The 21,019-nt window shown below is 71.6% G+C and carries 16 protein-coding genes and 1 pseudogene; 10 read left to right on the top strand and 7 right to left on the bottom strand.

Going from position 1 to position 21,019, the window contains the following annotated elements:
* The 7 genes and pseudogenes from D7Y11_RS19540 to lipB form a co-directional block, all read left to right on the top strand.
* A pseudogene (locus D7Y11_RS19540) lies at positions 1-896 on the top strand (penicillin-binding protein 1C); the annotation flags it as partial.
* Positions 893-2,251 carry a SpoIID/LytB domain-containing protein gene (locus D7Y11_RS19535; RefSeq protein ID WP_126934437.1) on the top strand — a complete coding sequence of 453 codons (1,359 nt, stop codon included), beginning with the start codon at positions 893-895 and terminating at the stop codon, positions 2,249-2,251. The pseudogene D7Y11_RS19540 and the gene D7Y11_RS19535, both read left to right, overlap by 4 nt.
* Before the next feature lie 209 nt (positions 2,252-2,460).
* The gene (locus tag D7Y11_RS19530; RefSeq protein WP_158641962.1) at positions 2,461-3,909 is read left to right on the top strand and encodes an OmpA family protein; all 1,449 of its coding nucleotides are present in this window, start codon (positions 2,461-2,463) and stop codon (positions 3,907-3,909) included.
* 290 nt (positions 3,910-4,199) lie between these two features.
* Positions 4,200-5,129 (top strand): lipoyl synthase, encoded by a 930-nt coding sequence (gene lipA, locus D7Y11_RS19525; RefSeq protein WP_120577810.1) that lies wholly within the window; start codon positions 4,200-4,202, stop codon positions 5,127-5,129.
* A gap of 43 nt (positions 5,130-5,172) precedes the next feature.
* Positions 5,173-6,432: a dihydrolipoamide acetyltransferase family protein gene (locus tag D7Y11_RS19520; protein WP_120577809.1), complete on the top strand. Its 1,260-nt coding sequence runs from the start codon at positions 5,173-5,175 to the stop codon at positions 6,430-6,432.
* 99 nt (positions 6,433-6,531) lie between these two features.
* Positions 6,532-8,292: a ClpX C4-type zinc finger protein gene (locus tag D7Y11_RS19515; protein ID WP_126934435.1), complete on the top strand. Its 1,761-nt coding sequence runs from the start codon at positions 6,532-6,534 to the stop codon at positions 8,290-8,292.
* On the top strand, positions 8,289-9,374 hold the full coding sequence (gene lipB / locus D7Y11_RS19510; RefSeq protein ID WP_126934434.1) for a lipoyl(octanoyl) transferase LipB: 1,086 nt from the start codon (positions 8,289-8,291) through the stop codon (positions 9,372-9,374). Before D7Y11_RS19515 ends, lipB begins: the two co-directional genes overlap by 4 nt.
* 6 nt (positions 9,375-9,380) lie before the next feature.
* On the opposite strand, the gene D7Y11_RS19505 is transcribed toward lipB, so the two are convergent.
* From D7Y11_RS19505 to glp, 3 genes are all read right to left on the bottom strand, one after another.
* Complete coding sequence (locus D7Y11_RS19505) at positions 9,381-10,187, bottom strand: MBL fold metallo-hydrolase (RefSeq protein WP_120577806.1); 807 nt, start codon at positions 10,185-10,187, stop codon at positions 9,381-9,383.
* Between the two features lie 34 nt (positions 10,188-10,221).
* On the bottom strand, positions 10,222-10,896 hold the full coding sequence (ribA, locus tag D7Y11_RS19500) for a GTP cyclohydrolase II (protein ID WP_121753638.1): 675 nt from the start codon (positions 10,894-10,896) through the stop codon (positions 10,222-10,224).
* 122 nt (positions 10,897-11,018) lie between these two features.
* Complete coding sequence (gene glp / locus D7Y11_RS19495; protein WP_126934433.1) at positions 11,019-12,248, bottom strand: gephyrin-like molybdotransferase Glp; 1,230 nt, start codon at positions 12,246-12,248, stop codon at positions 11,019-11,021.
* A 162-nt stretch (positions 12,249-12,410) separates the two neighbouring features.
* Between glp and D7Y11_RS19490 the strand changes: the two genes are divergently transcribed.
* The 3 genes from D7Y11_RS19490 to D7Y11_RS19480 all read left to right on the top strand — a co-directional run bounded on the left by D7Y11_RS19490 (position 12,411) and on the right by D7Y11_RS19480 (position 17,343).
* A complete protein-coding gene (locus D7Y11_RS19490; RefSeq protein WP_126934432.1) occupies positions 12,411-13,802 on the top strand; it encodes a protease inhibitor I42 family protein in 1,392 nt (463 codons plus the stop codon).
* Between the two features lie 127 nt (positions 13,803-13,929).
* Entirely contained in the window at positions 13,930-17,073 is a 3,144-nt protein-coding gene (rnr, locus tag D7Y11_RS19485) for a ribonuclease R (protein WP_126934431.1), read from the top strand.
* Positions 17,074-17,124: 51 nt separating this feature from the next.
* Entirely contained in the window at positions 17,125-17,343 is a 219-nt protein-coding gene (locus D7Y11_RS19480; RefSeq protein ID WP_169820623.1) for a DUF3185 family protein, read from the top strand.
* A 21-nt stretch (positions 17,344-17,364) separates the two neighbouring features.
* On the opposite strand, the gene D7Y11_RS19475 is transcribed toward D7Y11_RS19480, so the two are convergent.
* The 4 genes from D7Y11_RS19475 to D7Y11_RS19460 all read right to left on the bottom strand — a co-directional run bounded on the left by D7Y11_RS19475 (position 17,365) and on the right by D7Y11_RS19460 (position 20,939).
* Positions 17,365-18,204 carry a tetratricopeptide repeat protein gene (locus D7Y11_RS19475; RefSeq protein ID WP_121753633.1) on the bottom strand — a complete coding sequence of 280 codons (840 nt, stop codon included), beginning with the start codon at positions 18,202-18,204 and terminating at the stop codon, positions 17,365-17,367.
* Between the two features lie 142 nt (positions 18,205-18,346).
* A complete protein-coding gene (locus D7Y11_RS19470) occupies positions 18,347-19,282 on the bottom strand; it encodes an iron ABC transporter permease (RefSeq protein WP_126934430.1) in 936 nt (311 codons plus the stop codon).
* Positions 19,279-20,073 carry an ABC transporter ATP-binding protein gene (locus tag D7Y11_RS19465; RefSeq protein ID WP_126934429.1) on the bottom strand — a complete coding sequence of 265 codons (795 nt, stop codon included), beginning with the start codon at positions 20,071-20,073 and terminating at the stop codon, positions 19,279-19,281. Before D7Y11_RS19465 ends, D7Y11_RS19470 begins: the two co-directional genes overlap by 4 nt.
* Positions 20,070-20,939 (bottom strand): ABC transporter substrate-binding protein, encoded by an 870-nt coding sequence (locus tag D7Y11_RS19460; RefSeq protein ID WP_211486919.1) that lies wholly within the window; start codon positions 20,937-20,939, stop codon positions 20,070-20,072. Before D7Y11_RS19460 ends, D7Y11_RS19465 begins: the two co-directional genes overlap by 4 nt.
* Positions 20,940-21,019: the final 80 nt, after the last annotated feature.

Below are 21,019 nucleotides of genomic sequence, written 5' to 3'. Positions count from 1 at the left end.
GGGGTGGGGTGGTGGGGCCGTTGAGGGAGGTGCGCGTCGCGTTCGGGCCGGATGGCAAGCCGCTGAGGATTCCGCAGGAGTTGGAGGAGCACCGCTTCCTGGCGGCGAGGCCGGTGGAGTTGCTCACGGACGTGCTGGCGGACGAGGCCGCGCGGGCACCGGCCTTCGGCCTGGACAATGCGTTGCGGTTGCCGTTCCGGGTGGCGGCGAAGACGGGGACGAGCCGGGCGCACGTGGACAACTGGGCGGCGGGCTTCACGCGCGAGCGCACGGTGGCGGTCTGGGTGGGCAACTTCGACGGCACGCCGATGCGAGGGGTGTCCGGCATCACGGGCGCGGGCCCGGTGTTCGCGCGGGTGATGGCGCTGGCGATGAGGGGCCTGCGCGCCGCGCCGCTGGTGGACCGGAGCCACTTCGAGGCCGCGGAGATCTGCCCGCTGTCCGGCGAGCGAGCGGGCCCGAACTGTCCTGGTGCGATGAAGGAGGTCTACCTGCCGGGCACGGCGCCGCGCCACACGTGCACCATGCACCGTGGCGACGGCTCGCTGGACGTGGGCCCGGCGTATCTCGCGTGGGCACAGGCGGAAGGACTGGCCTCCACGTCCGTGAGCGCCGAGGGAGGGCCGGGAGCGCAGCCCGGCTTCATCCTGCCGGCGAACGGGGATGAGTTCCTGGTGGAGCCCGAGCTGCCCGAAAGCGCGCAGGCCGTGCCCGTGCGGGTGATGGCGCCACAGGGGGCGAAGCTGCTGGAGCTGCGCACGGACGACGGCCGCCGCATCGAGCTGCGCCCGCCCTTCGTGACACGACTGCCGGCGGTGGCGGGCGAGCGCCGGTTGGAACTCTGGGCGCCCGGTGGCTCCGAGCCGCTGGCGGTGACGCGGTTCCGGGTCCGATGAACGCAGCGGGCGTGGCCGTGCTCATCGCCGCGCTGGTGGCGGGCACGGCGCCTGGCGTCGAGAGTACGGGCGGGTTGGATGCCCCCTCGTCTGGGCGAAGCGCGCTGCGCCCGGTGGCTGATACGCAGGTCCGCTCCACTTCACGGTCCGCGCGGTCGTCGCCAGCAGCCAGCTCGCCGGCCGATGCGAGCGCGTCCTCCGCGCCTGCTGCCCGTGCGCGCAAGCCCGCGGGCGATACGCAAGTCGGCCCCACTTCACGGCCCGCGCGGTCGTCGCCCGTAGTCAACTCACCGGTCGATGCGAGCGCGTCCTCCGCACCTGCCGCCCGCGAGCGCAAGCCCGTGGCCGATACCCAGGTCGACGTTCGCATCCTCTCCAAGCACCGGCCCGCGCGGCTGCGGCTGGACGGTCCGCGCTCGCTGGAGGTCGTTGCCTCGGGAGACACGCTCGTCGTGGACGGCCGCCCCCAGCCTCACGCCCTGCGACTCGATGCTGGCCGCTGGCATGTGCGTGGCCGTGGCTTGGACCGGCGCTATGAGGCCGCGCTTTCGCTGGAGGCCAGGGACGGTGAACTGATCGTCGTCGCCACCTTCGCGCTGGAGGCCTACGTCGCCGCCGTCACCGCGAGCGAGACCGAGATCGACACCCCCTTCGAGGCGCTCCGTGCCCAGGCCATCACCGCGCGCAGCTATGTGCTCGCTTCCGGCAAGCGGCACGACGAGGCCCGTGCCTGCGATCTCACCCACTGCCAGGTCCTTCGCGGTGAGGGCTTCGCCCGCCACCTGCGCCGCGCACGCGATGCCGCCCGCTCCACGGAAGGCGTCGTGCTGCGGCTGCCCGGTGGCGCAGTGGCCCTCGCTCCATTCCACGCGAGCTGCGGCGGACATACGGCCGAGCCCGTGGCGGTGTTCGGTGCCCCCGACCTCACCGGTGCCGCCGCCGTGCCCGACCGCTGTCCCGCGTCTCCGTGGCGCGCTGTCGTGCCTCGCGCGATGGTGACGGCCGCCGCTTCGGTCGCGGTCGGCGGCCCCGCGCAGGCGGAGGACCTGCTGCTGGACCGGGACTCCAGCGGCGCGGTGGTGCGCATCGTGGACCGCGCTTCGGGACGCGAGGGCCGCGGTGATGCGTTCTTCCGCGCGCTCGGAGCACGTGCCGGTTGGGATCGGATCCGCAGCGCGCGGTTCTCGATGACGCTTGGCGGTGACCAGGCACTCCTTGAAGGACAGGGCCACGGCCACGGAGTCGGCCTCTGTCAGGCCGGCGCGGCCCTGCTCGCACGGCAGGGCTGGACCGCGGAGCAGTTGCTCGCGCACTACTTCCCGCGCGCCCTTCTGGAGACGCCGCGGGACAAGTGAACGCGAGGGCCGGAATGGCCTCCCGTTCGCAGTTGTCCGCGAAGGTGACGGCCCTCCGGGGGCTCTCCCCTGGCCTCTCCGGGAGGGCTTACCAGCAGCCGTCGTGCTCCGTATCGATTGCACCAGAGCCCTCAGCCCCGCGCGGTCCGGTGGGGAGGTGGCTTCGCGCACCGGCCATCCCGGTGCGGAACCCAACCGGGAGGCATCACATGGCGTTCAATCTGATCGAAGCAGTCGGCTCACAGTTCATGCAGAAGGGATTGCTCCAGAAGATCAGCGGTTCGCTGGGCGAGGATCCCCAGGCCACCACCAAGGCGCTGCCGGGCGCCATCGCCGCCGTGGCCGCGGGCGTCGCGGACCAGGGCGGAAACGAGGCCGGTGCCCACCGCCTGCTGACGAAGCTCAACGAGGGCGGCTACACCGGACCGGATGCGCCCCCTCGCGCAGGGGGCGTCGGCGAGGGACTCCTCGACGAGGAGGAGAGCGGGAAGGGGATGCTGAGCGGCATCTTCGGCAACAAGCTGGGCGGCATCACCGACGGGCTCACGCGCTTCGGCGGGATGCGCAACGCCGGCTCGGCGACGCGGCTGTTGTCCCTGGCCGCCCCCATGCTGATGGGCGTCCTGGGCAAACAGGTGCGTGATCAGCGCATGGGCTCGTCCGGGCTGATGCAGCTGCTCAACGGCCAGCGCAACAACATCGCCGCCGCGCTGCCCGCGGGCCTGGGCGGCATCCTGGGCTTCGGCGGTGCGCGCCACGCCGTCGCGGAGGTCATCGAACCCCACCGCGAGACCGTGACGCAGGTCCGTGAGACGGCGCCCGTGCGCGAGGCCCACACCGTGCGCGAGACGACGCCGCGGACGACCTACAACCGTCCGCCGGAGAAGAAGAAGAGCATCGCCGGCTGGGCCGTTCCGCTGGCCCTGCTCGCCCTGGTCGCGCTCGCGTGGGGCGCCTTGCGTGGACGCAGGCACGAGTCCGCCCGGGCCCCGCAGGTGAGCCGCACCACACCGCCTCCCGCACAGGAGCGCGTCGCGCAGGCCCCCGAGCCCGTGCGGCCCACGCAGCCGCAGCAGCCCGCGACGCCTCCCGCGGAGCCGCCGCATACCGCGCAGCCGACCCCGCCCGCCACGGGTGGTGCCGGCACGCAGACCCATGAGGGCACGGGCGGCTCCGGCGACGTGGAGAAGCAGACCGCGGGCGCGGCGGACACCCAGAAGAAGGAGGAAGCGGGCACCGGCGGTTCGGGCCAGGAGAAGATGCGCGCGAGCGACCCCAACAGCCTGCGTGAGGCCTTCAACGGCCCGAGCGCGGAGCAGGGCTTCGTGCTGGAGGGCGTGGAGTTCAAGACGGGTTCGTCGCAGCTCACCGCCAAGAGCCAGAAGATGGTGGGCGAGCTGGGTGACGTGATGCAGGAGAAGCCTGACTCGCGCGTGCGCATCAATGGCTTCACGGACGCCACCGGCGACGCGGACGCCAACCGTCAGCTGTCGCAGAGCCGTGCGGAGAGCGTGAGCCGGGCGCTCGTGCGCCGAGGCATCCCGCAGGACCGCATCGAGGTCAGCGGCGAGGGTGACGCCAGTCCCATCGCCCCCAACGACACCCCCGCGGGCCGCGTGCAGAACCGCCGCATCGAGGTGCAGGTCCTCGGTCAGTAGTCCCCCCGGCCACGTGGCCCCGGCGGCGTCCGGTCCTCACTTCGAGGGCCGGGCGCCGCTGTCTTGAGTCACGAGGTCGTGCTCACACCCCGCCCGGCAGGCGGCCGAGGAGGCGCTCCCGCCGCTCGGGTCCCGCTGGAGGATGGGGCTGCCCGCCGCGCATGGCCGCGCCCTGTCCACCGCGTTACACCTCCCGGAAGTTGTCCTCGGGGTTGGCCCGCGCTAACGCGAGGCGTTAGGGCTTCACGCTTGACCCTGCTTTCACCCACCCTCTAGAAGGCCCGCGACCCATGGCGACTCCCGACAGGTTTCCCCTCCCACAGGTCTCTGAAAGCACCCGTAAACCCGAGTGGTTGAAGGTGCGCCTGCCGCATGGCGAGGGCTATGAGCGGGTGAAGGCCATCGTGAAGCGGGTGGGGCTTTCCACGGTGTGCGAGGAAGCCCGCTGCCCGAACATCGCCGAGTGCTGGGGCGGTGGCACCGCCACGGTGATGCTGATGGGCGAGGTGTGCACGCGCGCCTGCCGCTTCTGCCACGTGAAGGTGGGGGCGCCCCCGCCGCTGGACCCGATGGAGCCCATCCATCTGGCGCAGGCGGTGCGGGAGATGAACCTGGAGTACATCGTCGTCACGTCGGTGAACCGCGACGACCGCCCGGACGGAGGCGCCGGCCACTTCGCGTCCGCCATCCGGGAGCTGCGCAAGGAGAGCCCGCGCACGCTCGTGGAGGTGCTCATCCCCGACTTCAAGGGGAAGGAAGAGGACCTGGCCACGGTGGCGCAGGCGAAGCCGCACGTGGTGGCGCACAACGTGGAGACGGTGGAGCGGCTGACGCCCACGGTGCGCGACCGCCGCGCGACGTACCGCCAGTCCCTGCGCGTGCTGGAGTACCTCAAGAACCGCCCGGAGAAGGTCTACACCAAGACGTCCGTCATGGTGGGCCTGGGCGAGACGGACGAGGAACTGGAGCGCACGTTCAAGGACCTGCGCGATGTGGGCGTGGACGTGCTCACGCTGGGCCAGTACCTGCAGCCGTCGCAGTACCACCTGCGCGTGGAGCGCTTCGTGACGCCCCCGCAGTTCGAAGCCTACAAGGCGCTGGCGGAGTCCTTCGGATTCCTCTACGTGGCGTCCGGGCCGCTGGTTCGCTCCAGCTACCGCGCCGCCGAATTCTTCATGAAGGGCCTGATGGAGCGCGAGCGCGTCGAGCGACTCGGCTGACCGGACGCACCCCTTCCCCTACCCCAGAGAGACACTCCCGCTCATGGCGACTTTCGAATTCAAGCTCCCGGATCTCGGCGAAGGCGTGACGGAGGGCGAGCTCGTGAAGTGGCACGTCAAGGAGGGCGACCTGGTGAAGGAAGACCAGGTGCTCGCCGAGGTGATGACGGACAAGGCCACCGTCACCGTGCCCACCCCCCACGCCGGCCGCGTCGTGAAGACGCACGGCCGTGAGGGCGACATGGCGAAGGTGCACCAGCTGCTGGTGACGCTGGAGATGGAGGGCGGCGCCCCCGCGGCGCAGGCTCCGTCCCACGGCGCTCCCTCGGCTCCGGCTTCGAGCCCCGCTCAGGCGGCGGCGCCCGCGGCTCCGGCTTCCGCCACGAAGGTGCTGGCCACGCCCGTCACGCGCCGCATGGCGCGCGAGCACGGCCTGGACCTGGCGGAGATCTCCGGCTCTGGCCCGCAGGGCCGCGTGACGAAGGCGGACGTGGTGGCGGCGCTGGAGGGTGGCACCGGCGCGCCGAAGAAGAACGAAGTCGCGGCTCCCGCGCCCCAGGCCACGCGTCCGGCGGCGCCGCTGTCCGCGGGCAAGGGCGACGAGCGCGTCGCGCTGCGTGGCCTGCGCAAGAAGATCGCCGAGAAGATGGTGCGCTCGAAGTTCACGATGCCGCACTTCGCGTTCGTGGAGGAGGTGGACGCCACGGACCTGGTCGCGCTGCGTACGCGGCTCAACAGCCAGCTGGCGGCGGCCGGTGACGGCACGAAGCTGACCTACCTGCCGTTCATCGTGAAGGCGACCATCGCCGCGATGAAGAAGTTCCCGCACCTCAACGCGAACTTCGACGAGGCGACGCAGGAGCTGGTGGTGCGCGGCGAGTACAACATCGGCATCGCGGTGGCCACGCCGGACGGCCTCACGGTGGCGGTGGTTCGCAACGCGGACCAGCTCACGCTGGGCGAGCTGGCGAAGGAGATCACCCGCCTGAGCGTCGCGGCGCGCGACCGCAAGCTGAAGATGGAGGAGCTGACGGGCGGCACCTTCACCATTACGTCGCTGGGGCAGAGCGGCGGCCTGTTCGCCACGCCCATCCTGAACCACCCGGAGGTGGGCATCCTGGGCGTTCACAAGCTGAAGAAGCGCCCGGCGGTGAAGAACGACCAGGTCGTGGTCCGGGACATGATGAACCTGTCGCTGTCCTGCGACCACCGCGTCATCGACGGCGATGTCGCCGCGAGCTTCGTGTACGAGATCATCAAGTACCTGGAAGCGCCGGACCTGCTGTTCCTCGCGATGGCGTGAGGACACGCGTCGTGGGGTACTCCCGACCGCTCCTGCTCCGGGGGGCGGCCGGGAAGCGGGGGACCTCCGGAACAGCAACGTTGAAGGCGGGCATCCGCGATGGCCGACAATCCCCGTGAGTTGATCCGCGCCGCGCAGACCGCCGAGCTCCAGGGGGACCGCGCGCGAGCGGCGCAGTGCCTGGAGCAGGCCGCCGCGCTGTACCAGAAGTCCGGGCACACCTCGCGCGCCTCGCAGTTGTTGCGGCAGGCGCGCCAGATGAAGGCCCGCGCCCCGGACGTCAGCCCGGCCTTCACCGCGGCGATGACGGGCAACAAGGACGCGGTGGCCTTCCGCGCGGTGAGCTGGGGCGACGCCGTCTCCGACGCGTTCAACGACAAGGCGGACGCCGTGGCGCACACGCTGGACGACTCCACCGTGGACAGCGGCTCGGAGCCGCCCACCGAACCCGGCCTGCCCCGGCTCGCTGGAAGGATCGCCGCCATCGGTGCGCCGTCCCCGGCCGAGGCCCTCACCCCGCATGAGGGGACTGCCGCCGCCACCCGAGCCACGGGCACGGCCACCGTCCCCGAGGGTTCCGCCGGTATCGATGCCGGTGGCCCGCGAGCTTCGCTCGAAGACGTGGAAGCCATCGCATCTAGCGGGGAGCCGCGTTCGGTTGCGAATCGCGATGCTTCTCGGCCGTCAGCGGAGGGAGCCGCCTCGGCTGAGTCGCGGCCCCTGTCCGGTCGGACGCAGGCCGTCAGTCCGAGCGGCCAGCGCAATGCCCCTGACGACGACGTCGTCGTCCCGGGCGGAATGCTCCTGCCTCCGGAAGAGGACGAGCTCGACCCCGCGACGGGCCTGCTGCGCGCCTCGGGCGCCGAGGACTCCGTCGTTCCCGGAGGACTCCTGCGGCCGCCAGACGAGGACACCTCGCCCGTGCACGCCGAACCCGCGCGGAGCCGTCGGCGCGAGAAGCGCATCATCGAGCGGGGCCCGACCCGCGCGGACCCGGCCCTGGACGCATGGTGCTCGTTCTGCTGCCGGCCCCGAGGCGAGGTCGGCGACCTGGTGGCGGGCCCGGCGGGCGCGTTCATCTGCAAGGGCTGCCTGGGCGAATCCCAGGGCCTGCTGGGCGACGTCGCCGCACCGTCTCCCGTGCGCAAGCCGGTGGTGGAGGAGCCGCGCGCCGGGGCCGTGGAGATGGTGGGCCACGACGAGGTGAAGACCCTGCTGGAGCGCACGGTCCAGGCGGGCGCGCGCTGCCTGCTGCTCGTGGGCCCGGAGGGCTGCGGCAAGAGCCTCTTCTTCCAGACGCTCCAGCGGCGCGGCCAGGGCGTGCTCGCGTCCGTGGACGTACTGGAGTCCACCCCGGGCACGGAGCCGCTCCTCGTGGAGGACGTGGACCGCCTGGAGCCCCGGGCCCAGGCCGCGTTGACGGCGTTCCTCGCGAACCGCCCGGCGCGCGCGGTGGTGATGAGTGCTCGTGGCGCCGTGTCATCGCTGGGCCTGTGGGTGCGAGGGGAGGGCGGCAGCCTGCCCGTCCCCACCACCGCGGGCATGATTGAAGCCGTGCAGGGCACCGTGCCGGTGTCGCTCCTGGAGCGCGTGCAGGTGCTCCTCCCGGTGCGCCGCCCGACAGTGCCGGAGTTGGTCGAAGTGGCCCGCCGCACCCTGGCCCTGCGCCAGCCGGCGGTCACCCTGACGGACGAAGTCCTGGGAGCGTTCGCCGCCGAAGCGGTCCGCTCCCCACGCGCGGGGCATGAGCTCCAGGCGCTCCTGTCGCGTGTCTACGCGGGCAGCTGGAGCCTGGAAGCGGCCCAGACGCCCGCCGCGCCATCCCACAACCCACGAGGGGGGCGAAAGGGATCACCATGAACACGCTCACCGTCTTCCGCCTGGGCCGGGTGGAGTACGAGGACGGACTGAAGCTGATGCACCTGTTCGGCGAGGCCCGCCTTCAGGAGCGCATCGGGGACTCGCTGCTGCTGCTGGAGCACCCGCCCGTCCTCACGCTGGGCCGCGCCGCGAAGCGCGAGAACATCACCGCCACGGACGCGCGCCTCGCGGAAGAGGGCGTGGAGGTGTTCGACACCAACCGCGGCGGCGACGTCACCTACCACGGCCCCGGACAGGTGGTGGGCTACCCCATCCTCCTGTTGCCGCCGGAGCGCCGCGACGTGCGCCGCTACGTGCGCGACGTGGAGCGCGGCCTCATCCAGACGCTCGCGACCTTCGGTCTCACCGCCGGCGCCATCCCCAAGTGGCCGGGCGTGTGGCTGGGCCAGGAGGGCTCGCCGGACGCGCGGAAGATTGGCGCCATTGGCGTGCACCTGTCGCGCTGGCTCACCACGCACGGCTTCGCGCTCAACGTGAACACGAACCTGGAGCACTTCCAGCTCATCGTCCCGTGCGGCATCCGCGAAGCGGGCGTCACGTCCATGCAGCGCGAGCTGGGCCACCCCGTGTCCGTCCCGGACGTGGAGGAGGTGCTCGCGCGCGAGTTCACCCAGGTCTTCGATGCCCAACGCGTGGACGGCACGGTGGACCTGCGCACGGTGAGCGTCGCCGTGATGCACGGCCGGGGGCCCGAGGCTCGCGTGCTGCTCCTGCGCCGGACGCCGGAGCGCGGTGGCTTCTGGCAGACGGTGACGGGGCGCCTGGAGCCGGGCGAGTCCCCCGTGGAGGCCGCCCGCCGCGAGGTGGCGGAGGAGACGGGCCTCCGGCTCCCCGTGGTGGACCTGGCCTACCGCCACGCGTTCGCGCTGGGGGAAGTGCTGCCGCCGAAGCTGGTGGAGGAGCACGGCTTCGCGGTGCACGCCTCGCCGGACACGCAGGTGCGCCTGGGCCCGGAGCACGACGCCTTCGAGTGGGTGGACGTGCCCACGGCGCTCGCGCGGCTGCCCTTCCGGGGCCTGCGCGAGACGGTGACCCGGGCGCTCAAGACGCCCGGGCCGTGACAGCCTCTACAGCTTGATGACCATCGCCTCTTTCGCGGCGATGGCGTCCTTGCGGTGCTTGCGCACCTCGCGCAGCAGCTTGTCCATGCTCGCGTCGTCGCGGCCCGGGTCGTGGTGGAAGAGCACCAGCTGCTTCACCCCGCTGGCGTCCGCCGCGCGCACCGCCGCTTCCCAGGTGGAGTGGCCCCAGCCCGTGCGGACCCGGTACTCGTCCTCCGTGTACATGGAGTCGTAGATCAGCGCGTCCGCGCCCCGCGCGAAGTCGAACAGCTTCGCGTCCAGCGCCGTGCCGTGCTCCACGTCCGTCGCGTACACCAGCGAGCGCCCGCCGAAGTCCACCCGGTAGCCCACGTTGCCGCCGGGGTGGTTCAGCTCCAGCGTGCGCACCGTGGCCTTGCCCACCGGGATGTCCTCGCCCACCACCACGTCCCGGTACGCCAGGCGCGTGCGGAACACCTCCTCCGCCGTCACCGGGAAGTAGGGGTGCACCATCTGCCCGGCCAATATCTGCTTGAGCGACTTGCCGTCCCGAGGTGACCCGTACAGCGTCACGTCGTTCGCCGGAGAGAACATCGGCGAGAAGAACGGCAGGCCCTGCAGGTGGTCGTAGTGGTAGTGCGAGATGAAGATGGACGCCTTGACGGGCTTTCGCGTCGCCACCAGCGCATCTCCCAGCCCGCGCGCTCCAGAGCCCAGGTCGAAGATGAGCAGCTCATCTCCACAGCGGACCTCCACGCACGGCGTGTTGCCGCCGTAGCGCTTCGTCGCCGGACCTGGCGCGGGGATGGAACCGCGCACCCCCCAGAAGCGCACCTCGAAGCGCGCGGTGCTCCGCCGGGCCGGGCGCTCAGCCGGCCTTGGCTTCCGTGTCGTCGTCCTCCGCGAAGAGCTCAATCAGGTGCCCCGTACGCTCGCGCTTCGTCTTCAAATAGTCGACGTTATGCGGATTGTGCTCGGTCCGGGAAGGGATTCGGCGCCGAACCGCAACGCCTTCCTCCACCAGCCCGGCGATCTTCAGCGGATTGTTGGTGATCAGGTCCACCGACCGCACATCCAACGACCGCAGCATTTCCGCAGCGATGTCGTACGAGCGCAAGTCATCCGCGAAGCCCAGCTGGCGATTGGCCTCGTAGGTGTCCAGGCCCTTGGACTGCAGGGCGTAGGCCTTGATCTTGTTGCCCAGGCCGATACCCCGGCCCTCCTGGCGCAGGTAGAGCACCACGCCCAGTCCGTTCTGGGTCACGAAGTCCAGCGCCCGGTCCAGCTGCTCGCGGCAGTCGCACTTGAGGCTGCCGAAGACCTCGCTCGTGAGGCACTCGGAGTGGATGCGCACCGGCACCCCCTCCAGCCCCTTGGGCTCGCCCACCACCAGCGCCACGTGCTCGCGGCCGTTCCTCTTGTCGCGGAAGACGATGGTCTTCAGCACCCCGCGGGCCGTGGGCACGTCCGCCTCCGAGTACCGCTCCAGGTGCTGGGTCGGCTTTCGGGTCGGCAGGACCTGGGGTGAGCGCGTGTCGGACATGGTAGGTCGTCTCCCAGAGGGGGGCCGTTACTTCTCGCCCCCCTGGATGCAAGTCAAGGTGACACCCCGATGGGTGTGGTGAAACCCGCCTGTTTGGATGCGGCGGACGTGGACTGCGTTGCTCAAGCGACCCACGAGAGGGGGAGCAGCTCCACATGGGAGCCATCAGCCAGGCTGTTGGTTTCTCGGGGGATGTGAAGCAAATGTGTGGCTGCCGCAGCTGAACGCAGGGCACCCGACGTCTGAGTCCCCAGGGGTTTTGCCCACAGCTCGCCCGCCCGCCAGGTGGCCGTGACACGCACAAAGTGAGCAAGCCCCGGGGCCTTGGAGAGCCGTCCCTCCAGGCGGCCGGCGACGCGGGGTGGCTCCACGTCCGAGTGTCCCAGGAGCCGGCGCAGGGCGGGGCGCACGAAGAGCTCGAAGGTCACCAGGGAGGACGTGGGGTTGCCGGGCAGGCCCATGAACAGGGTGGAGCCGCGCTGGCCCACCACCAGCGGCTTGCCGGGCTTGATGGCCACGCGCCAGAAGCGCTGCTCCACGCCCAGGGCCCCCAGGGCGTCCTTCACGAAGTCGTGGTCGCCCACGGAGACGCCGGCGCTGGTCAGCACCACGTCGAAGCCCTCGGCGCGCGCCAGGGCCTCCTGGACGGCCTGGCGCGTGTCCCGGGCGATGCCCAGGAGCGTGGGCACGCCGCCCGCGCGCCGCACCGCCAGGGCCAGGGCGGGGGCGTTGATGTCCACGATGCCGTCCCCGGGGGGCTCGTCCACGCGGCACAGCTCGTCGCCGGTGGACAGCACCGCCACGCGCGGCCGGCGGGGCACCGGCACCGTGCCCTGGCCCTGCGCCCACAGGAGCCCCAGCTCCGGGATGCCCAGGGGCGTGCCGCGCCGCAGCAAGACGTCGCCTTCCTTCGCGTCCTCGCCCCGGGGGCGGACGAAGTTCCCCGGCCCCACGGCCTCCAGGATCTCCACGGCGTCCGGTTCGCCCGGAACGGGGCGGGTGCGCTCGCGCATCACCACCGCGTCCGCGCCGGGGGGCAGGGGGGCCCCGGTCATGATTCGAGCGCACGTGCCAGGGACGACCTCCCGGGTGGGGCGCCTGCCGGCGAACACCGTCTCGCCCACCGTCAGGCGCACGGGCAGGGGGCCCGCCAGGTCCCGGGCCTGGACCGCGAAGCCGTCCATGGCGGAGTTGTCCCAGGGGGGCAGGGTGCGGCGGGCGGGGACGTCCTCGGCCAGCGCGCGGCCCAGGGCGTCATCCCCGGGCACCCACTCGGTGGCCAGCGGCGTGCACAGCCCGAGGATCCGCGCTCGGGCCTCCTCCACCGGCAGCAATTCGGGGGTGTCACTCATGCTGTTTTCCCACCCAAAGTCCGTGGGAAAATCAAGTGTTAGTTTGACAGCCCAGCTGATCATCGTTACAAGCAATCGTGATCGCGAGGCTCGCGTCCAACAGCAGGGGCGTCCCGCCAACCCGTTGATAGCACACGGGAAATTTCCAAGGAGACAGCGTCGATGGCCAAGCCCAAGTCCGGGGCGAAGAAGCCGACTCCCGCTGCAAAAGCCGGTGCGAAGCCTGCCGCGAAGAAGGACAACGCGGCCCGCCTGGATCTGATCAGGAACGCCTCGAAGAAGGTGGCGACGGCCGCGACGAAGGTCGTCAAGGCGGTGGCTGAAGGGGCGAAGGGAAAGGTCGCGGCGGCGAAGAAGGCGGTGGCGGAGAAGGTGGAGAAGGCCCCCGCGGCCGCCAAGAAGGCGGCGGCCAAGGTCGCTCCTCCGGCGCCTCCCGCGAAGGCCGGCAAGGCCGCGCCCGCCGCGAAGACCGCGCCCGCGGCCCCTGCCGGGAAGAAGGGTGCCGGGAAGGCGGGGGGCAAGACCCCGTCGGTCGTCCCCGCCGGTCCTCCCGTGGAGAAGCCGCGTCCGCGCGCGACGAAGCTTCCGCCCGTGGGCGAGCCGCTCACGAAGCGTGAGATGGAGCAGCTGCTTACCGCCGGCGAGGGCCGCGGCGTGACGGGCGAGGGCAGCCTCAAGGGCCGGCTCGTCCTGAGCGGCGAGATGCCCCACCTGGTCGTCGTGGGCCGCGACAAGCGCGAGCTGACGTTCCTGTTGCAGGGACCGGATCAGGAAGTGCTGCCGGCCTACGTGGACCACAAGGTCTCCGTGAGCGGCCTCATCAAGAAGACGACCAACCACAGCGGCGTGGTGGAGGTACGCAAGTACTCCGCCAAGAAGCCCGAGGTGGAAGAGGTCGCGCCGGCTCCGTCGGATTCAGAGCCGAAGCTGCGCTACCTGTCGCCCGGCGAGGTCTCCATGGCCGTCGCCGCGGGCATGGGCGCCGGCATCAAGGGCTTCGCCAGCATCCGGGGCAACCTGGAGATGATGGGCGAGGACTTCGTGCTCGTCGTGTCCAACGGCGGCACGCGCCAGCAGGTGTCCTTCGCCATCGAGGGCAAGGCGGCGGTGAAGAGCCTGCGCAAGCACGTGGGGCAGACGCTCCAGGTGACGGGCGTGGTGGACAAGACGTCCGGCTGGGGTGGCCGCATCACCGCGGAGACGGTGGAGCCGCGTCCGTCCGAGGCGCGCTCGGTGTCTCGCGACGAGATGGAGCTGGTGCACATCGAGGGCGAGGTGCCCACGTCCGTGGACGTGAAGCTCAACCACGGCCTCACGGTGCGCCTGCAGGAGCAGCCCGGCGCCACCTGGGCCATCGAGCCGACGCTGGCCAAGCGCGTGGGTCTGCGCGAGGCCAACTTCGAGCAGGGCGCCGCCGGCGGCCCCGCCACCCGCGAGTTCTTCTTCACGCCGCGCAACCCCGGCAACTTCGAAGTGGAGTTCTTCCTCGCCAAGGCGTTCACGCCGGGTGTGGTGGAGCGCTCCTTCAAGATCAGCGTCACCGTCAAGCCCTGACGGCCTGGGCGCACGGGCCCTCCCTGGACCGCAAGGTCTGCCAGGGAGGGCGAATGGGAGCCGGGGGGTTCCCGCCCGCACCCTTCGGGCTTACCCGTTCCCTCAGCGGCCTTGCCGCATCCCCACCGTGAGCCTCTCCCAAGATCACATCCGACAGCTGCTCGCTGAAGCCGATCACCCCCTGGGCGTGAAGGAGCTCCTTCGCGTCGCGGGGATGAATCCCGGCCAGCAGACCGAGCTCAAGCGCGCCCTGCGTGAACTGGTGCGCGCGGGCACCATCGTCAAGGACGGCAAGCGCTTCCGCCTGGAAGGCCCTCGCGTGCCCCGCGCGCCCGAGGCCAGCTCCGAATCGCGCCGGGACGCCTCCACGCCCCCCTTCAAGAAGCGGGGCCCCGCCCCGGGCAGCGGACGCGAGGAGCGCCGCGGCGGCTTCCGCGACGACCGTCCGGGCTTCCGTGGCGGCGGCGACGTCCGGCGCTCGCTGCAGCGTGGCTTCCGGGACGACCGCTTCGAGGACTCCGGGCAGCCCGCGGTGGAGGGCATCCTCCACATGCACCGGGACGGCTTCGGCTTCGTGCACCCGGTGTCGGGCGAGGGCGAGAACATCTTCCTGCCGCCCGGCGAGGCGCAGCGGGCGCTCGACAACGACCGCGTCATCGTGGAGGTGGCGGGACGGCCGGGCCGCTTCGAGGGCCGGCTGGTGCGCGTCATCAACCGGCGGCGTGAGCTGGCCGTGGGCACGTACGTGGCGCAGGGCCGGCACTCGCTGGTGATGACCACGGACACGAGCCTGCCGGGTCCCATCCGCGTGCCGCCGACGCAGATGGCGCGCGACGGCGACCTGGTGAAGGTCCGGTTGGGCGTGGGCGCGGACCTGCTGGAGCCCGGGCAGGGGCTGTTCGGTGAAGTGGCCGGTTCGCTGGGACGGCCGGGTGACCCGAGCGCGGAGGTGCTGGGGTCCGCCTTCGCGCATGGCTTCTCCGACGAGTTCCCGCCGGAGGTGATGGACGAGGCGGACGCGTTCGCGGTGAAGGTCACCGAAGCGGAGGCCACGGAGGGCAACCGCCGCGACCTGCGCTCGATGCCGCTCATCACCATCGACGGCGAGGACGCGCGCGACTTCGACGACGCCGTGTACGCGGAGCCCCAGGCCGGAGGCTGGCGGCTGGTGGTGGCCATCGCGGACGTGTCGCACTACGTGAAGGAGCGCAGCGCGCTGGACGCGGAGGCGCTCAACCGCGCGACGTCCGTGTACCTGCCGGACCGCGTGCTGCCGATGTTGCCGGAGCGGCTGTCCAACGGCATCTGCTCGCTGCGCCCGGACGAAGACCGGCTGTGCATGGTGGCGGACATGACGTTCGACCGCCAAGGCCAGCGGCGTACGCACGAGCTGTACCCGGCGGTGATGCGCAGCATGGCGCGCTGCACGTACAACGAGGTGCAGGACGTCCTGGACGGCAAGGACGTGCCGCACCGCAACTTCCTCAAGCCCCAGTTCGAGCAGTTGATGGCGCTGGCGCGCGCGCTGATGGGCATGCGCAAGGCGCGAGGCGCCATCGACTTCGACGTGCCGGAGCACAAGGTGCTGCTGGGCGAGGATGGCCTGCCGCAGCGCATGGAGAAGCGCGAGCGCAAGGACAGCCACCGGCTCATCGAGGAGTGCATGCTGGCCGCCAACGAGGCGGTGGCCACGTACTTCCAGGACGAGGGCCTGCCCACGGTGTACCGGTTCCACGGCGAGCCGGATCCGCAGAAGCTGGCGGCGTTCGCGGTGCTGGCGGAGGCGTACGGCTTCCAGCTCGACGTGGAGGACGGCGTTTCGTCCAAGGAGCTGGACGCGTTCATCACGCAGCTGCAGGGGCACCCGGAGCAGCGGGCGCTGAACCAGCTGCTCCTGCGCTCCATGATGCAGGCCGTGTACACGGCGACGCGCGTGGGCCACTACGGCCTGGCGGCGGAGAACTACCTTCACTTCACGTCGCCCATCCGGCGCTATCCCGACCTGCTGGTGCACCGCGTCCTGAAGGCGGTGTGGGCGCGCAAGGGCAAGAAGCCCTCGGAAGCGCAGCTGGACCGCGAGGAGGAGCGGCTGGAGGGCATGGCGCAGCAGTGCTCGGAGCGCGAGCGCGCGGCCATGACGGTGGAGCGCGAGGTGGTGGCGTTCTACGCGGCCCTGATGATGAAGGACCGCGTGGGCGAGGAGTTCGACGCGACCGTGGCGGGCATCGCCGAGTTCGGCTTCTTCGTGGAGCTGGACGAGGTCCACGTCGAGGGCCTGGTGAAGGCGGAGTCGCTGGGGCCGGGCTCCAAGCTGGACAAGCGCACGCACTCGCTCGTGTATTCAAATGGCCGGCGCGTGCGCGTGGGGCAGAAGCTGCGCGTGCGGCTGCTGTCCGCGAACACGACGTCGCGGAAGATCGACTTCGAGGCGCTCCAGTTCGCGGACGAGGCCCCGCTCCAGCGGCCCCCCGGAGCGAGTCCCGCGCCGCGCCGGCGCGAATACGTGAACGAAGCGCCGGGCCGTCACAAGGGCGGCAGGCCCGGACGCGGCGAGCGCGAGGCCGCGAAGACGGGCCGCACGCCGTCGCGCAAGCCCGCCGGGGCGGACCAGGCCGCGGACGTGGAGCAGTGGCGGTCGCTCGGCGAGTCGGAGGAGACGCCGTTCGGAGTGAAGAAGGCGTGGGCGCCGCCCACTCCCGAGGACGCCGCCACGGTGGAGGCCGCGACGGTCTCCGGCTATGGCGATGAAGTCCTGGGAGAAGCGCCGGCCGCGTCGCGTCCGCGAGGACGTTTCAGCCGGGAAGGGCGCCGCGAAGAGGCCGCGCCCGCTCGCGCCACGTCCCGCTACCTGCGGTCCCGCACGGAAGAGGCCCCCGCGCCGAAGGCGGAGCCCGCCACTCCGGCCAAGGGCAAGCGCAAGGTCATCCGTCCCTCGCTCCCCGCGGTCGAGGAAGGCGACGAGGCCGGTACCTCCTCCGAGGCTCAGGTGCCTCGCGAGGCCTTCACTCCGCCCGCTATCGAATCCGACGACAGCGCCCCAGCCGCTTCACCGCACCCGGGCTTCGACCGGATCCGCGCGCTGGCCGCGCAGCGGGGTCAGCTCTCCACGGAGGCGGCTCCGGGCCGCGCGGGCGCGTCCAAGAAGGTCCGCAAGGCGGCCTCTGGCGCGAAGGCGAAGCCCTCGAAGAAGTCCGCGCCTACGAAGGCCGGCGGCTCGAAGGGCGCGAGCCAGAAGCAGGGGCGAGGCGCCCCGGGCAAGCGCAAGCGCTGAACGCGGGGCCGGACCTTCCGGCCACGCAGCCGTTCCACTCAAGGAGGCCGTGTGGGTGCTGTGCGAATCGTGGGATTGATGCTCGCGGTGGCGGGCGGAGTGCTGCTGTTCACCGGGCTCAAGGCGCGGGACTCGCTCACGGAGCGCGCCTCCGAGCTCATCACCGGCCGCAACACCGAGCAGACCACGCTCTACGTCGCGGGCGGCGGCGCCGCGCTCGTGGGCGGCGTGCTGCTGGCCCTCTTCGGGGGAGGACGAGGCCGACGTTAGGCCCCGTCCCCTCCACCGGGACTACTTGGTGGCGCCAGAGGCCTGAGCGGCCTTGGCGCGCTTGGTCGCCTCGCTGAACTGCTTGGTCGCCTCGGTGGCCTGGGCCGTCAGCTCCTCGATGCGCTTGGCGTGCGCGGCGGAGCTCGCCTTGGCGGCGGCGACGCGCTCCGCGGCAGTCGGATCCACCACGGGCTTCTTGCCCTTCTCCGGCTTGGGCGGCGTGGCGGCCTCGACGGCCTCCTGATCGGCGGCCTGCATCATGGCCTTCTCATGCTCGATGTACTTGAACATCACGACGCGCTTGTTCAGGTACGGGTTGGGCAGGTCCGGGTTGATGGCGATGACCTGATCATACGTCTTCAGCGCGAGTTCCAGCTCCGCGGGGACCGCGGGCGCGGACATGGAGCGGGCGCCACCGCGCTGCGAGTGCACCTCCGCGATCCAGCCGAGCGCGTCGGTGTCCTTCGGGTTGATCTTCAGGCACTCCTCGAAATACTGCTTCGCCTTGTCCAGCGGGCCGCTCTTCGCGTACATCGCCGCGACGTTGCGGTAGACGTCGGCCTTCTCAGCGGGCGTCTTCGCGTAGTCCACCAGCTTCAGCGCGGCCTGCGCGGCTTCCTCCGTCTGGCCCGCCTGCATGTGCGCGAAGGCCTTCTTCTCCCAGACCTTCTCCTGGTTCGGGTCGATCTTCAGCGACTCCTCGTATTCCTTCACCGCCTCCGCGTAGTTCTTGTCGGCGAGGAAGTTGGTGCCCTTGACCCGGTGCTCCTTGGCCTTCTCTTCCTTCTCATCGGCGCAGCCGAAGGAACCGCCCAGGGTCAGCACACCCAGCATCAAACCCACGCTACCCAGTCGCTTCATGCCCAAAGCCTTTCGTGAAGTTCCAGGGGGCACGTCCCAGCCGGGGGCCCCACGCGGCGCGGAATATACCCGAACTCGCCTCGTGTACCCCTCGTCCTGAAGGCGGTGCTGCGCTCCGGGTGGCCCTGTCCGGCAGGGCGCTTCAGGAGCGTGCGCGCGCGAGCAGGGAGACGAGCAGGGGCGCGCCCAGGGCGGCCGTCACCACTCCCACGGGCAATTCACGCCCGGGGAGGATCATCCGCGCCGACGCATCGCACAACGCGAGGAACGCGGCTCCCACCACCACGGACCCGGGCAGCAGCACCCGGCGACTCACACCGAGCGTCCGGCGCACCAGGTGCGGGACGATGAGCTCCACGAAGGCGATGGGGCCGCACCACGCCACGCAGGCGGCGACGCCCAGCGCTCCCAGGCCAATGGCCACCGTGCGCACGCGGCGGACGGGGACGCCCTGGGACTCGGCGTGCTCCTCGCCGGCGATGAAGACCTCCAGCGCGCGGGTGAGGGCGAGCAGCCCCACGATGGTGACGGCCGCGAACGGGGTGAGGAGCCGCACGCCCGCGTAGCCCACCTGCGGCAGGTGGCCGAGCGACCAGCGCATGGCGGCCATGAGCTCGGCGGAGTCCGCGGTGAACTGCAAGCCGGTGGAGATGGCGCCCGCCGCCATGGAGCACGCGATGCCTGCGAGCACCACGTCGTTCATCCGCACGCGGCGGCCCGCGGCGATGGCGGCCACCACCAGGCTGACGCCGAGCGCCCCCATGAAGGCCGCGGCGGTGATGATCGGCGCTCCACCCGGCGCGAGCCGCGCCCCCAGGATGATGGCCACCAGCGCGCCCAGGGTCGCCCCCGCGGTGGTGCCCACGGTGCTGGGCGCGGCCAACGGGTTCGCGAAGAGGGACTGATACACCGCGCCCACCAGCGACAGCGTGCCGCCCACCAGCATGGCCATCAGCGTGCGGGGCACGCGCAGCTGCCAGAAGACGAAGTCCACCGAGTCCGGGGAGAGCCCCGGGCCAATGAACGGCGCCACCGCGCACGCGGCCACGCAGACCCCCACGAGGACCCAGGCCTTCACGAGGCGCCTCCGCTCCGGGGCAGGCCCACGAAGACGCGATGGCCTTCCACGGATGTCCCGTGCATGCGCACGCCGAACAGCTCGCCCAGCTGTTCGCCCAGGTCGGGGGCGTCGTGGTTCCGCTCGAAGGCCACGCGGCCCTGGAACAGGCCCACGACGCGGGGAGCGCGCGTGCCTGGAGCGTGGGCGTGCGAGATCACGTTGACGTCGTGGGTGACGCAGAGGATGCCGCGTCCCGCGCGCCAGAGGTGTCCCATGCGCGTGTACAGCTCCATCTGTTGCGCGGGGTCCAGGAAGTTGGCGGGCTCGTCCAGCAACACCAGCGGGGTCTCCTGCGCGAGCAGCCCGGCGACCGCCACTCGCTGCCGCTCACCGCCGGACAGCTCCGTGATGGGGCGCAGGGCGAAGGACTGGGCGCCTGCTTCCGCCAGAGCCTGGTGTGCAGCTGTCTCGGAGGCCCGGCGGGATTCAGGGAAGCGGTAGCGCGCGGAGACGACCTGCTCCAGCGCGGTGATGGGCTCCGCCGCTTCCAGCCGTTGGGGCAGCCACGCGAGCCGCGCCGCGCGCTCCCGGGGGGCGAGGCCCGACACGTCCTGCCCGTCCACGAACACATGTCCGGCGTCCGGACGCAGCAGGCCCAGCGCCACGCGCAGGAGCGTGGACTTGCCCGCGCCGTTGGGCCCGACGATGGCCACGAAGTCACCGGGGGCCACGCGCAGGGACACGCTGTCCAGGAGCGTCCGCCCCCGAGCCCGCACCGTCACCGCGTCCAGCGTCAGCCCGGCCGTCATCGTGCGGAGGGCAGGGTGCCCAGGGCGGCGCGGAGCCGCTCGACGACGTCGAGGATGCCGGGCCCGGTGGACTGCACGTCGGGCCCGATGACCAGCCGCACCCGGTCCTCTCGCGCCGCGCGCAGTCCGGTGAGCTGCTTCCACGGAGCGAGGAGCTGCGCCTGCTTCGCGGCATCCAGGGCCGGCGCGCTGATCAGCACCAGCACCGCGTCCGGATCCAGCGCGATGACACCCTCCAGCGACAGGTTGGGCGGTCCCGTGACGTCCTCCGCGACGGCGTTGCGAGCCCCCGCCGCTTCCAGCGCGGCGCCGTGCAGCGACGCGCGCTTCATGTACCAGACCTCCGACAGCGTGCCCGCAGTGTCGCCCAGCACCAGCAACACTCGGGGAGCATCCTTCGGAGCGGGGCGAGACAGCGTCTGGCTCAGCTTCTCCGCGAGCGCCTCGGCCTGGGGCTCTCGGCCGCTCAGCCGGCCCAGCTCCTTCACGCTGCCGACGACCTCCTGGAGCGACGTCCACGGGAGCACCTTCAGCGGCGCGAGCGCGGAGAGCGCCTCCGCGGGGGCCTGCTTCACCTGTTGATCCACGAGCAGCGTGGGCTTGAGCTTCGCGATGGCCTCGAAGTTCGGCGCGAACGTGGTGCCCACCTTGGGCAGGGCGGGCGTGCCTTGGGGCAGGGCGGTGTAGTCGGACACGCCCACGATCTCCGCGCCTGCGCCCAGCGCGAACAGCGTCTCCGTGACAGAGGGCGACAGCGAGACGATCCGCCGCGCCTGGGCTTCCGGAGCGGGGGGCGCGGGACGCTGGCAGCCCGCCGCGAGCGCGAGCACCACGCACAGCAGGGAGGGGAGGCGGAAGAGACTCATGGGCGGTCCGACTTCTAGCACGCGCGTCACGGACGGGTGTCCGGGAAGCGGTGTCTGGGTTTCGCTTATCCTGGGAGCTC

Source organism: Corallococcus sp. AB018 (genome assembly GCF_003986945.1).
GTDB lineage: Bacteria > Myxococcota > Myxococcia > Myxococcales > Myxococcaceae > Corallococcus > Corallococcus exiguus.
This window is presented reverse-complemented; position numbering and strand designations above follow the sequence as displayed.